11 protein-coding genes are annotated in these 12,354 nt (G+C 64.4%); 6 read left to right on the top strand and 5 right to left on the bottom strand.

Annotation, left to right across the window (positions count from 1 at the left end; translation table 11 throughout):
* Nucleotides 1-200 precede the first annotated feature (200 nt).
* Complete coding sequence (locus B7X65_RS02660; protein ID WP_293592430.1) at nt 201-1,202, bottom strand: DUF58 domain-containing protein; 1,002 nt, start codon at nt 1,200-1,202, stop codon at nt 201-203.
* An 82-nt stretch (nt 1,203-1,284) separates the two neighbouring features.
* Entirely contained in the window at nt 1,285-2,205 is a 921-nt protein-coding gene (locus tag B7X65_RS02655; protein WP_293592429.1) for a MoxR family ATPase, read from the bottom strand.
* Between the two features lie 29 nt (nt 2,206-2,234).
* Between B7X65_RS02655 and B7X65_RS02650 the strand changes: the two genes are divergently transcribed.
* The 3 genes from B7X65_RS02650 to B7X65_RS02640 are packed head-to-tail and all read left to right on the top strand — an operon-like array spanning nt 2,235 to nt 5,347.
* Entirely contained in the window at nt 2,235-3,188 is a 954-nt protein-coding gene (locus B7X65_RS02650; RefSeq protein ID WP_293592428.1) for a histone deacetylase family protein, read from the top strand.
* Nucleotides 3,189-3,242: 54 nt separating this feature from the next.
* Nucleotides 3,243-4,031, top strand: a complete 789-nt coding sequence (locus B7X65_RS02645) for an enoyl-CoA hydratase (protein WP_293592427.1) — start codon at nt 3,243-3,245, stop codon at nt 4,029-4,031.
* On the top strand, nt 4,016-5,347 hold the full coding sequence (locus B7X65_RS02640) for a mechanosensitive ion channel domain-containing protein (RefSeq protein ID WP_293592426.1): 1,332 nt from the start codon (nt 4,016-4,018) through the stop codon (nt 5,345-5,347). Before B7X65_RS02645 ends, B7X65_RS02640 begins: the two co-directional genes overlap by 16 nt.
* A 40-nt stretch (nt 5,348-5,387) precedes the next feature.
* Here B7X65_RS02640 and B7X65_RS02635 read toward each other — a convergent pair whose 3' ends face one another.
* From B7X65_RS02635 to B7X65_RS02625, 3 genes are all read right to left on the bottom strand, one after another.
* Nucleotides 5,388-6,680, bottom strand: coding sequence for a TRAP transporter large permease (locus B7X65_RS02635; protein WP_293592425.1), 1,293 nt, complete (start codon nt 6,678-6,680; stop codon nt 5,388-5,390).
* Entirely contained in the window at nt 6,677-7,162 is a 486-nt protein-coding gene (locus B7X65_RS02630; RefSeq protein WP_293592424.1) for a TRAP transporter small permease, read from the bottom strand. Before B7X65_RS02630 ends, B7X65_RS02635 begins: the two co-directional genes overlap by 4 nt.
* A gap of 84 nt (nt 7,163-7,246) precedes the next feature.
* The gene (locus B7X65_RS02625) at nt 7,247-8,257 is read right to left on the bottom strand and encodes a TRAP transporter substrate-binding protein (RefSeq protein ID WP_293592423.1); all 1,011 of its coding nucleotides are present in this window, start codon (nt 8,255-8,257) and stop codon (nt 7,247-7,249) included.
* A 378-nt stretch (nt 8,258-8,635) separates the two neighbouring features.
* Between B7X65_RS02625 and B7X65_RS02620 the strand changes: the two genes are divergently transcribed.
* The 3 genes from B7X65_RS02620 to B7X65_RS02610 all read left to right on the top strand — a co-directional run bounded on the left by B7X65_RS02620 (nt 8,636) and on the right by B7X65_RS02610 (nt 12,308).
* The gene (locus tag B7X65_RS02620; RefSeq protein WP_293592422.1) at nt 8,636-9,385 is read left to right on the top strand and encodes an electron transfer flavoprotein subunit beta/FixA family protein; all 750 of its coding nucleotides are present in this window, start codon (nt 8,636-8,638) and stop codon (nt 9,383-9,385) included.
* A 106-nt stretch (nt 9,386-9,491) separates the two neighbouring features.
* Complete coding sequence (locus B7X65_RS02615) at nt 9,492-10,424, top strand: FAD-binding protein (RefSeq protein WP_293592421.1); 933 nt, start codon at nt 9,492-9,494, stop codon at nt 10,422-10,424.
* A gap of 93 nt (nt 10,425-10,517) precedes the next feature.
* On the top strand, nt 10,518-12,308 hold the full coding sequence (locus tag B7X65_RS02610; protein WP_293592420.1) for an acyl-CoA dehydrogenase: 1,791 nt from the start codon (nt 10,518-10,520) through the stop codon (nt 12,306-12,308).
* The last annotated feature ends 46 nt before the right edge of the window (nt 12,309-12,354 follow it).

Raw genomic sequence — 12,354 nt, 5'->3', positions numbered from 1 at the left:
GCGGAGGGACCCAGACCATCGGGTCGCCTTCTCTTTGCTTACTTTCTCTTGGCGAAGCAAGAGAAAGTGAGTCGCCCGCCGGGGCGAGACCCGGCTTGCTGGCAAACCACGAGCAGCGGAGGCAAAGACGGCTTCAACCAGCCCAGCCCAGACAAGTGGAGACAGCACCCAGGCCGGGTTCGCTGACAGGCCAGCGGCGCTCAACATAAAGCCAACGCCTCCAGACACTGCCGTTTGTGCGCCTCGCCACCGGACGGCTTGATCTCCAGCCCCGGCAGGCGCAGGCCGTACCGCAGACCCAGCCTGTCGGCCTGCAGCACCCAGGCGCACAGCCGCGACAGCCGCGCTTCGGTGCCCAGCGAGCCGGCCTGAGCGAAATCGAGCCAGAGTTCGTGGCGCTGGGCCTGCTGGGTGTCGCGCACCACCAGGCCATTGCCCTGGTCGTCGGCCTTGGCGGCTTTTTTCCACATGACGAGTTTGAGCGGGTCGCCGCGGCGGTAGCCGCGTACGCCGTCGAACTCACCGGCGCTTTGCCAGCGGGCCGAGGCGTCGGCGCCGCCCGAGCGCGGCTCGCCGGGGGGCAGGGGCGGCGGGCGCAACTCCGGCGCCGGGTAGACCAGTATCTGCGCGGCGGGGCGCCAGATGGTCCAGACGCGAAAGGTGCCGAGTGGGAAGCGGGTTTCGGCGGTCAGCGTGGGCAGGCGGTGCAGGCCGCGGTGCTGGGGCGTGAAGGCGACCTGCACCGTGGCGCTGTTCTGTGCCGGCACATCGGTCCAGGCCCAGTGCGGCTGGCCAGTCCCGCCGGGTGCGGCCAGCACGCTGATGCCGATGCCGTGCCGCACCGAGCGCCGGCTGTTCGTGAGTTTGACGTCAAAAATGGCTGCAGTGCCCGCGAAATGGGCGGGAGGTGCTATCAAATTCATGGCAAGCCCGCGCAGGGTGCCATGGCACACATGCATGCCGGTGAGGGCGCTGCCGGCCAGCAGAAAGGTCAGCAGGTAGCCCAGGTTGAGCTGGTAGTTGATGGAGGCAACCAGCAGCACCATCAGCGTGAGCGCCAGCATCAGCCCGGGGCGCGTCGGCAGGATGTAGACATTGCGCTGGGTCAGCAGCACGCTGTCGGTCAGCGGCAGGCGGCTTTGCCACCATTGCTGAAAGCGGCCGCGCACAAAGGTCAGGGGGTTGAGGACGGCCGCGTTCATGGACGGGTGGCCCTGCCATGCAGCACGTCGCAGGCCCTTGCCGCCGTGGATTGCGGGTCGGGCACGCAAGGAGAGGGCCGCCTCATGGCAAAGGCACGGCCTCGATCATGGCGCGTACCTGCTCGACCGAGCCGCGCCCGGCGTCGCTGACCGGGATCAGCCGGTGCGCCACGGTTTGCGGCAGCACGGCCACGATGTCGTCCGGTGCCACGTAGTCGCGCTCACTCAGGAAGGCCTGGGCGCGTGCGGCGCGGACCAGCGCGATGCCGGCGCGCGGGCTCAGGCCCTGCAGGAACCAGCGGCCCGAGCGGGTCGCCGCGATCAGGTCCTGCAGGTAGTTGAGCAGGGGCTCCGACGCATGCACCTGCTGCACCTGCTGCTGCAGGTCCAGCAGGTCATGCGGCATGAGCACGGTGGCCAGCTTGTCCACCATGTCGCGGCGGTCGCCGCCGCCCAACAGTTCGCGTTCGGCGGCGCGGTCCGGGTAACCCAGCGAGATGCGCATGTGAAAACGGTCCAGCTGCGACTCGGGCAGGGCATAGGTGCCCAGCTGGTCGTGCGGGTTCTGGGTGGCGATCACAAAAAACGGCACGGGCAGGGGACGGGTTTCACCCTCGACGGTGACCTGCTTTTCTTCCATGGCCTCGAGCAGGGCGCTTTGCGTGCGCGGGCTGGCGCGGTTGATCTCGTCGGCCAGCAGCACCTGGGCAAAAATCGGCCCGGGGTGGAACACGAAACTTTCCTTCTGGCGCTCGTAAATCGACACGCCGGTCAGGTCGCTGGGCATCAGGTCGGCGGTGAACTGCACCCGTGAAAACTGCAGTCCGAAGGAGCGCGACAGCGCGTGCGCCAGCGTGGTTTTGCCGACGCCCGGCACGTCTTCGATCAGCAGGTGCCCGCCGGCCAACAGGCAGGCGACGCAGTCCTGCACCTGGGCCGGCTTGCCCACAATGACCGTGTTAAGCTGATTCAAAAGCGTTTGAATTTTTTGTTTCGCGTTCATGCCATCAACCTTACCGCAAAATTTCTCCTATGAACGGCACCGCGTACTTCACCCATAAAGACTGCTGGAAACACGAGATGGGTGCCGGCCACCCGGAGTGTCCGGAGCGGCTCGACGCGATTGAAGACCGCCTCCTGATCACCGGCGTCGGCGATGCGCTGGACCGGCGTGAAGCGCCGCTGGCGTCCACCAGCGACCTGGAACTGGCGCATGGCCGCATGTTGATCGCCTCGCTGCGCGGCCTGAGCGACCAGCTCGCCGAAGAGATCCTGGCGGGCGGCCCGACCCACGCGCAGATTGACCCCGATACCTCGATGAACGTGCACACCTGGACAGCGGCCCTGCGCGCGGCCGGCGCCACCCTGGCCGCCACCGATGCGGTGCTGGCGGGCGAGGTTGAAAACGCTTTTTGCGCGGTGCGTCCGCCCGGCCACCACGCCTGCCGCGACAAGGCCATGGGCTTCTGTTATTTCAACAACATTGCAGTGGCGGCCAAATACGCACTGGAGCGGCACGGCCTGCACCGCGTGGCAATTGTCGATTTCGACGTGCACCACGGCAACGGCACGGAAGACATCATCCGCGGCGACGACCGCATCCTGATGGTGAGTTTTTTCCAGCACCCGTATTACCCCTATACCGGCGCCGAGACGCAGGCCCCCAACATGGTGAACCTGCCGGTGCCGGCCTACACCAAGGGCATGGACATCCGCGAGCTGATCGAGATGATGTGGATGCCGCGCCTGGAGGCGTTCAAGCCGGAGATGATTTTCATCAGCGCCGGTTTTGACGCCCACCGCGAAGACGACCTGGGCCAGATGGGCCTGACCGAGCAGGACTACGCCTGGATCACCATGCGTATCAAGGACGTGGCCAGTCGTTACGCCAAAGGCCGCATCGTCTCCTCGCTCGAAGGCGGCTACAACCTGGGCGCGCTGGCACGCAGCGTGGAGGCGCACATCCGCGTGCTTGCCGATTTATAGACCTGCAGCCTGTCGCTCTTGCCTGTTGCTTTTCCTACCCTGTAGAGTCCTGCCATGAATGATTCTCCGGCCCCCGTGCTGCATACCCGCGATGACCGCGGCGTGAACTGGCTGACGCTGAACCGTCCCGCCGCCTTCAACACCCTGAGCGAAGAGATGCTGGCCGCCCTGCAGGCCGCGCTCGATGCCGTGGCTGCCGACCCGGCTGCGCGCATCGTGGTGCTGGCCGCCGAGGGCAAGGCTTTCTGCGCGGGGCACAACCTCAAGGAAATGCGCGCGCAACCCGAACTGGCCTATTACCAGAAGCTGTTTGCGCAATGCACCCGCATGATGCTGAGCATCCAGGCCCTGCCGGTGCCGGTGCTGGCCCGTGTGCAGGGGGTGGCCACGGCCGCCGGTTGCCAGCTGGTGGCGCAGTGCGACCTGGCCGTGGCCGCCAGCCATGCCAGTTTTGGTGTCAACGGCATTGACGTGGGCCTGTTCTGCGCCACACCCAGCGTGCCGCTGGTGCGCAACATTCCCGCCAAGCAGGCGATGGAGATGCTGCTGACCGGCGGCTTCATCAGTGCCGAGGAAGCGCGCGTGCGCGGCCTGGTCAACCGTGTGGTGGCGCCCGAGGCGCTGGACGCAGAAATCGAGCAGATGTTGCAGGCCATTCTGGCGAAACCGCGCGAGGCCATTGCCATGGGCAAGGCCCTGTTCTACCAGCAACGCGAAACCGGCATCGCGGCCGCCTACCAGCTCGCCGGCCAGACCATGGCCTGCAACATGGTCCACCCGGTGGCGCAGGAGGGCGTGCAGGCCTTCATCGACAAAAGGAAGCCCCAATGGCCGGCCCTGTGAGCTCCCGGGCGGCGGCGTCAGTCCGGATCGATACGATCGACGAATGGTTTGCCGCACTGGCCCAGCCCACGGCGCTGACCGAGCTGGCAGCGCTGATCGCCTGCGTACTGCTGGCCTGGCTGCTGGTGCGGATGGCCAGCCGCGCCCACCTCGTGGCCGACGGCAACTCCATCCTGTTTGGCCGGCGCGTGGTCGACGGTGTGCTGTTTCCGCTGCTGCTGCTGACTTTTGCCTACGCCGCCCAGACCCTGCTGGCGCGGCTGTTCCCCGTGGCGGTGTTCAAGGTGGCGGTGTTCAAGGTGGCGGTTCCGGTACTGCTGGCGCTGGCGGTGATTCGCCTGGGCGTCAAGGTGCTGCAGGTGGCCTTCAAGGAGGCCCCGTTTGTGCGGGCCCTGGAGCGCACCATCTCGTGGCTGGCCTGGCTGGCGATGGTGCTCTGGGTCAGCGGCCTGCTGCCGGTGATTCTCGAAGAGCTGGACGACATCAAGTGGAAGGTCGGCAACTCGACGCTGTCGGTGCGCACCATGCTCGAGGGCGCGGTGACGGCCGGGGTGGTGCTCCTGATCACGCTGTGGATTTCCGCGGCGATTGAAACGCGCCTGTTGCGCTCGGCTACCGGCAACGAGCTGTCGCTGCGCAAGGCCATCAGCAACGCCACCCGCGCGATGCTGATGTTTGTCGGTCTGCTGATGGCGCTGTCGGCGGTGGGCATCGACCTGACGGCCCTGTCGGTGCTGGGCGGAGCGATCGGCGTGGGTATAGGCTTCGGCCTGCAGAAACTGGCCGCCAATTACGTCAGCGGTTTTGTGATGCTGGCCGAACGCAGCGTGCGCATCGGCGACAACGTGCGGGTCGACAACTTCGAGGGCCGCGTCACGGACATCAACGCGCGTTACACAGTGGTGCGGTCGCTGGGCGGCCGCGAGTCCATCGTGCCCAACGAGATGTTCATCAGCAACCGGATTGAAAACCTCTCCCTGGCCGATCCGCGCGTGCTGCAGTCCACCGTGGTGTCGGTGGGCTACGACAGCGACGTCGAACTGGTGATGCGTTTGCTGACCGAGGCGGCGCTCGCCCAGGACCGGGTGCTGCGCGACCCGGGCCCGGGTGTCAACCTGACCAACTTCGGTGCCGACGGCCTGGAGTTCACGCTGAACTACTGGATGACGGATCCCGAGAACGGCCAGCAGAACCTGCGTTCCCGCATCAATCTCGCCATCCTGCAGTCCCTGCGCGACAACGGCATCGAGATCCCTTACCCGCAGCGGGTGATTCACACGCGGGCCCTGCCGGTGCAAGACGTCAAGACTCCCTGAGGTCTCCCGTGCCGCGCCGGTCCCGGCGCGGCGCTTGCCTTTATTTCATGAAAGAGGGCAGCCAGAGGCTGAGCCCGGGGAAGGCCAGCAGGATGCCCAGCGCCACCACCTGCATGACCACAAAGGGCCAGACGCCGCGGAAGATGTGGCTCAGTCCGACCTTGGGCAGCAGGGTGTTGAGCACAAACAGGTTCATGCCCACGGGCGGCGAGATCAGGCCGATCTGGATCACCATCACGATCAGCACGCCGAACCAGACCGGATCGAACCCCAGCGACACCACAATCGGGAAAAACAGCGGAATGGTCAGCAGCACCATGGTGAGTTCTTCCATCACGGTGCCCAGCAGCACGTAAATCATCATCATCGCGGCGACGATCATCACCGGCGACAGGCCCAGGTGGGTGATCCACTCCTTGAGGTCATTGGGCATGGAGGTGAAGTTCATGAAGTTGGCAAAAATGGTCGCAGCGATCAGCAATGTGAACAACATGGCCGTGGTGCGCGCCGATTCCACCAGCACTTCGAACGTGGCTTTGACCGTCAACCGGCGCCGCGCCAGTGCAAACAGGAAGGCGCCCGCCGCACCGATGCCCGCGCCCTCGGTGGCGGTGAACACACCGCCATAAATGCCGCCCAGCACCAGCACCACCAGCACCAGCACCCCCCAGATGCCGCGCAAGGCCTTCCAGCGCTCGGACCAGCTCGACTTTTCGGCGGCCGGTGCATGCTCCGGGTCCATGAAGGTCATGAAAACCACGGCCACCATCAGCAGCAGGGCGATCAGGATGCCCGGAATCACGCCGGCCGCAAACAGCTTTCCGATGTTGGTTTCGGTCACGATGCCATAGATCACCAGGATGGTCGAAGGCGGAATCATGATGCCCAGCGTGCCGCCGGCGGCAATCACGCCGGTCGAGAGCGAGTCGCTGTAGCCCAGCCGTTTCATTGACGGGTAGGCGACCTTGCTCATGGTGGCGGCGGTTGCAATCGACGAGCCGCAGATCGCACCAAAACCGGCGCAGGCCGCGATGGTGGCGTGTGCCAGCCCGCCGCGCAGGTGGCCGATGAAGGCGTACGCGGCATGAAACAGCTCATGGGCCAACCCGGCGCGCGCGACAAAATTGCCCATCAGGATGAACAGCGGGATCACCGACAGCGTGTAGGCAAAACCGGTTTCATGGACGACCTGGGCCGTGCTGGCGAGAGCCGGGTACCAGCCGCGCGTCAGGCCCATGCCGGCAATGCCGACCAGCCCCATCGCAAAAGCCAGCGGCAGGCGCAGCAACGCCAGCACAAAAATGGCGGCAAAACCAAGCAGGGCTTCGGTCACAGCGTGGCTCCTTCACCCATGTCGGCATCGGAGGCCGGGCGAAACGCCATGCCCAGGTGGATCACGCCGGCCACGGCGCACAGCAAGGCCATGCCGTAGATGAACGGTGCCTTGAGGATTTTCAGCTGGGCGGTGGTTTCGCCGGTTTCCAGGTACTGGCCGCCGGTTTGCCACATCAGCCAGCCCAGGGCCAGCAGGACAGCCCCGCAGATCAGCTGCATCAGGGCGCGCTGGACCTTGCGGACGGTCTCGGGCAGGTAATGGTCCAGCGAGTCGAACACCACATGCTCGCCGCGCAGCGAGACCAGCGGCAGGGCCGCAAAAATCACCACCACCATCAGCAGCTCGGTGAGCTCCAGGGAGCCGGTGATGGAGTTGGAGAGCAGCTTGCGGCCCCCGACGTCAAAAAAAGTCAGCGCCATGATGGCGAACAGGGCAAGGGCGGCCAGCAGGCCGCAGACCCTCTCGATGAGCTTGTTCAATCTATGTGCCTCAATCCATGAAAAAAAGCGCGGCCCTCATTGTCCATGAGGCCGCGCCGGGGCTGGCGTTCGGACGTCAGCCGGTTATTTTTCCTGGCGGGCTATTTCCGCGCGGAACTCGGCCAGCACCTTGGCGGCGTCCTTCAGGCCCTTGGCTTCGGCGTCCTTGATCCACTTCTGCTCCAGCGGGGCGGTCTTGGCCTTGACGTCGGCGACAAACTTCGCATCGGCCTTGACGACCTGTACGTTGTTGGCCTGCATCAGGCCCATGGCGCGACGATCCACGCGGTCCCAGCCGCGACCGTAAATACGCGCAGCCACTTCGCCGGAGATGGCGTCAACGGCTTTCTTCTCGTCGGCCGGGAGCTTGTCGTATTTGGCCTGGTTCATCATGAAGACAAAGCTGGTGTTGTACAGGCCACCGGGGAAGGTGGTGGCGTGTTTGATCAGTTTGTCGATCTTGAACGACTCGGTGGACTCGGCCGGGAACAGCGTGCCGTCCATGACGCCGCCGGACAGCAGCTCGTACGAGTCGGGTGCCGGCTTGAGCGTCACGTTCATGCCCAGCGTTTTCGCGATCTCGTTGACCATGCCGCCGCCGACGCGCCACTTCAGGCCGCCCAGCTCGGCCACGTTGGTCACGGGCCGTTTGGTGTTGAAAACAATCCCGGGGCCGTGGGTGAAGAAGGACAGGACCTTCACGCCCTGGTGTTCCGCCTGGAACTGCGGGTTTTTCATGGCCACCTTGTTGAAGGCCACGGAAATCGGCTCGGAAGTGTTGCCCAGGAAGGGGAACTCGGCCATCTGGGTGTAGAGGAAGCGCCCCGGGGTGTAGCCGTGCACGGTGTAGGACACGTCGGCCAGGCCGTTCTTGACGGCGTCCATGGTGCCGGGCGCTGCGGTGACGCCGCGCGGCAGGATGTTGCACTTCATCTTGCCGGCGGTGTTTTTCTCCAGCAGGTCGCACCATTCCTTCTGGGCCATGCTCAGAGTGTGGGTCGGTGGCAGCCAGCTGGAAACGGTCAGCACGGTCTGGGCAGAAGCAAGGCCGCTGCAGACGGTGAGCAGGGCGGCGGCAATCGGTTTGATTTTCATAAACACTCCGGACGGTCAGAGGGCTGACCGGATGACGTTGTTGAGGGCTGACTCAGTGGCGGGGTTGCCCTGATTCATTCGGAACACCCACTTTAAGTCAGTGATGGGCGCCAGTCTGTCCATGCTTACCCCAATTAACCGACCAAACGGTCTGTTAATTTCGCGCGCAATTGTCGCCCGGGCAACAGTGCTTTGGGTCGGCAGCTCTAATTCAGGGGCAAGGGGTCTTTATAATGAAATAGAACGATCGTTCTTTTTTTAATCTGTCCTGTCGGTGCGCCTCACTCCCCAAAGCCTGTGCTTCAGGAAGGCCGGTAGCCGCAGCATAGAATCAAGTGCTTTACGTACACGTCAATTCAATCAACTCTGGAGTCCTGCATGAAGGTCTTGGTACCCGTCAAACGCGTTGTGGATTACAACGTCAAAGTCCGCGTCAAATCCGATGGCACCGGTGTCGATATCGCCAACGTCAAGATGAGCATGAACCCGTTTGACGAGATCGCCGTCGAAGAGGCCACCCGGCTGAAGGAAAAGGGCGTCGTGACCGAGGTGATTGCAGTGAGCTGTGGCGTGGCGCAGTGCCAGGAAACCCTGCGCACGGCCATGGCCATTGGCGCCGACCGTGCCATCCTGGTGGAAACCGCCGAAGAATTGCAGCCGCTGGCGGTGGCCAAGCTGCTCAAGGCCCTGGTGGACAAGGAGCAGCCACAGCTGGTGATCCTGGGCAAGCAGGCGATCGACGACGACTGCAACCAGACCGGCCAGATGCTGGCGGCCCTGCTGGGCTGGCCCCAGGCCACGTTTGCCTCCAAGGTCGATGTGGCCGACGGCAAGGCCGTGGTCATGCGCGAGGTCGACGGCGGCATGGAAACCCTGAGCCTGAGCCTGCCGGCCATCATCACGACCGACCTGCGCCTGAACGAGCCGCGCTACGTGACCTTGCCCAACATCATGAAGGCCAAGAAAAAGCAGCTCGACAACGTCAAGCCGGAAGACCTCGGTGTCGACGTCAAGCCGCGCATCAAGACGCTCAAGGTCAGCGAGCCGCCCAAGCGCAGCGCCGGCATCAAGGTGCCCGACGTCGCCACGCTGGTGGACAAGCTCCGCAACGAAGCCAAAGTCATTTGATTCGCCCCGGACGAGGGGCCCCGCGCAGCGGGGATCGAACGGTCGGCGAATCAAATTTGAAGCGTCGGCACAACGTAGACATAAACAGTTTTCCAGGAGTCACACCATGACCGCACTCGTCATCGCAGAACACGACAACGCCAGCATCCGTCCCGCCACCCTCAACACCGTCACCGCGGCCGCCCAGTGCGGCGGCGAGGTGCATGTGCTGGTGGCCGGCCTGAACGCCGGTGCCGCCGCCCAGGCCGCCAGCCAGATCGCTGGCGTGGCCAAGGTCATCCACGTGGACGGCGCCCACTTCGAACACGGCCTGGCCGAAAACATGGCCGCCCAGGTCATCGCGCTGGCCGGCAGCTACTCGCACATCCTGTTCCCCGCCACAGCCTCGGGCAAGAACATTGCGCCGCGTGTGGCGGCCTTGCTGGACGTCGGCCAGATCTCCGACATCACCAAGGTCGATGCGGTCGATACCTTCGAGCGCCCGATTTACGCCGGCAATGCAATTGCCATCGTGCAGAGTTCGGACGCGACCAAGGTCATCACCGTGCGCACCACCGGTTTTGACGCAGCCGCCGCCAGCGGCGGCTCGGCCGCTGTGGAAACCGTGAGTGGTGTGGCCGACAGCGGCAAGTCGGTGTTTGTCGGCAGCGAAATCGCCAAGAGCGACCGACCCGAACTGACCGCCGCCAAGATCATCGTCAGCGGCGGCCGCGCCCTGGGCAGTGCCGAAAAATTCAGCGAGGTCATGACGCCGCTGGCCGACAAGCTCGGTGCCGCACTCGGCGCTTCGCGTGCTGCGGTCGATGCCGGTTATGCGCCGAACGACTGGCAGGTCGGCCAGACCGGCAAGATCGTCGCGCCCCAGCTCTATATCGCGGCCGGCATCAGCGGCGCGATCCAGCATCTGGCCGGCATGAAGGACAGCAAGGTCATTGTGGCGATCAACAAGGATGCCGAGGCGCCGATTTTCAGCGTGGCCGACTACGGCCTGGAGGCTGACCTGTTTGTGGCGGTGCCCGAACTGGTCGCCGCCCTGTAATCGGGCGGAACGAACAGGGCATCGCTGGCGGTGCCCTTTTTTTGCGCCGGATGACCGGCCAATGGATTGACACCTGGACACTGGAGACACGACATGAGCTACAAAGCCCCCCTCAAGGACATGCTGTTTGACATCAAACACCTGGCCAACATCGATGCGGTGGCGCAGATCCCGGGCTTTGAGGAAGCCGGCTTTGACACCGCGCAGGCGGTACTCGAAGAATGCGCCAAGTTCAATGAGGGCGTGTTGTCTCCGCTGAACTGGGAGGGCGACAAGAACCCGTCGAGCTGGAAAGACGGCGTGGTCACCACAACGCCCGGCTTCAAGGAAGCCTACAAACAATATGCCGAAGGTGGCTGGCAGGGCCTGCAGCACCCGCTGGACTTTGGCGGCCAGGGCCTGCCCAAAACGATTGGCGCCGCCTGCGGCGAGATGCTCAACTCGGCCAACATGAGTTTTGCGCTGTGCCCGCTGCTCAGCGACGGCGCGATCGAGGCCTTGCTGACGGCCGGATCGGACGAGCTCAAGGCGGTCTACCTGGAAAAACTGGTGAGCGGGAAGTGGACCGGCACCATGAACCTGACCGAGCCGCAGGCCGGCTCCGACCTGGCCATGGTGCGCAGCCGTGCCGAGCCGCAGCCCGACGGCACCTACAAGGTGTTCGGCACCAAGATTTTCATCACCTACGGTGAACACGACATGGCCGAGAACATCGTGCACCTGGTGCTGGCACGTGTGACCGGCGCGCCCGAAGGCGTCAAGGGCATCAGCCTGTTTGTCGTGCCCAAGTTCATGGTCGGCAAGGACGGCGCTCTCGGTGCGCGCAACGACGTGCACTGCGTGAGCATCGAACACAAACTCGGCATCAAGGCCAGCCCGACCGCCGTGCTGCAGTACGGCGACCACGGCGGCGCGGTCGGTTACATCGTCGGCCAGGAAAACCGCGGCCTCGAGTACATGTTCATCATGATGAACTCGGCGCGTTACGCCGTCGGCATGCAGGGCATTGCGATTGCCGAGCGCGCTTACCAAAAGGCCGTGACCTTTGCGAAAGACCGCGTGCAGAGCCGTCCGGTCGATGGCTCGATCGCTGCGAGCGCGCCCATCATCCACCACCCCGACGTCAAGCGCATGCTGATGACCATGCGCGCCTACACCGAAGGCTGCCGCGCCATGGCCTCGGTGGCCGCTGCGGCTTATGACGCCTCGCATCACCACCCGGACGCCGACGTGCGCAAGCAGAACCAGGCCTTCTACGAATACATGGTGCCTCTCGTCAAGGGCTACAGCACCGAGATGAGCCTGGAGGTGACCTCGCTGGGCGTGCAGGTGCACGGCGGCATGGGCTTCATCGAGGAAACCGGCGCAGCGCAGTATTACCGCGACGCCAAGATTTTGACGATTTACGAAGGCACGACCGCCATCCAGGCCAACGACCTGGTGGGCCGCAAGACCGCGCGTGACGGCGGCCAGACGGCCAAGGGCATTGCTGCGCAGATCGAAACCACCGAGGCGCAATTGCTCAAGCAGGGCGGCGCCGCAGCGAAGACCGTGGCCAGGCGCCTCAAGGCCGCGCGCGAAGCTTTTGTGGATGTGGTGAACTTTGTCGCCGGCAATACCAAGGCGTCACCCAATGCCGTGTTTGCAGGCAGCGTTCCTTACCTGATGCTGGCCGGCAACGTGGTCGCCGGCTGGCAGATGGCGCGTTCGCTGCTGGTGGCCGAAGAACATCTGGCCCGTGGTGAAGACACCGCCTTCATGCAGGCCAAGATCACCACCGCGGTGTTCTACGCCGACCATCTGCTGAGCAAGGCGCCCGGCATCCGTGACAGCATTGTCGAAGGGGCCGACAGCGTGACCGCGCTGGCGCTCGAGGCCTTCTGATTCATTTGTATCGCTATAAATTCGATAGCGACTGTCGCCCGATTGA

The organism is Polaromonas sp. 39-63-25 (genome assembly GCF_002278925.1).
Classification (GTDB): Bacteria; Pseudomonadota; Gammaproteobacteria; order Burkholderiales; family Burkholderiaceae_C; genus Polaromonas.
Note: the sequence above shows the minus strand (reverse complement) of the source record. Positions and strands in the feature narration are given on the sequence as shown.

Coding starts and splice junctions, on each gene's coding strand:
- B7X65_RS02610 (WP_293592420.1), top strand. CDS start 10,518: ATGAGCTACAAAGCCCCCCTCAAGGACATGCTGTTTGACATCAAACAC.
- B7X65_RS02660 (WP_293592430.1), bottom strand. CDS start 1,202: ATGAACGCGGCCGTCCTCAACCCCCTGACCTTTGTGCGCGGCCGCTTT.
- B7X65_RS02615 (WP_293592421.1), top strand. CDS start 9,492: ATGACCGCACTCGTCATCGCAGAACACGACAACGCCAGCATCCGTCCC.
- B7X65_RS02640 (WP_293592426.1), top strand. CDS start 4,016: ATGGCCGGCCCTGTGAGCTCCCGGGCGGCGGCGTCAGTCCGGATCGAT.
- B7X65_RS02650 (WP_293592428.1), top strand. CDS start 2,235: ATGAACGGCACCGCGTACTTCACCCATAAAGACTGCTGGAAACACGAG.
- B7X65_RS02625 (WP_293592423.1), bottom strand. CDS start 8,257: ATGAAAATCAAACCGATTGCCGCCGCCCTGCTCACCGTCTGCAGCGGC.
- B7X65_RS02645 (WP_293592427.1), top strand. CDS start 3,243: ATGAATGATTCTCCGGCCCCCGTGCTGCATACCCGCGATGACCGCGGC.
- B7X65_RS02655 (WP_293592429.1), bottom strand. CDS start 2,205: ATGAACGCGAAACAAAAAATTCAAACGCTTTTGAATCAGCTTAACACG.
- B7X65_RS02620 (WP_293592422.1), top strand. CDS start 8,636: ATGAAGGTCTTGGTACCCGTCAAACGCGTTGTGGATTACAACGTCAAA.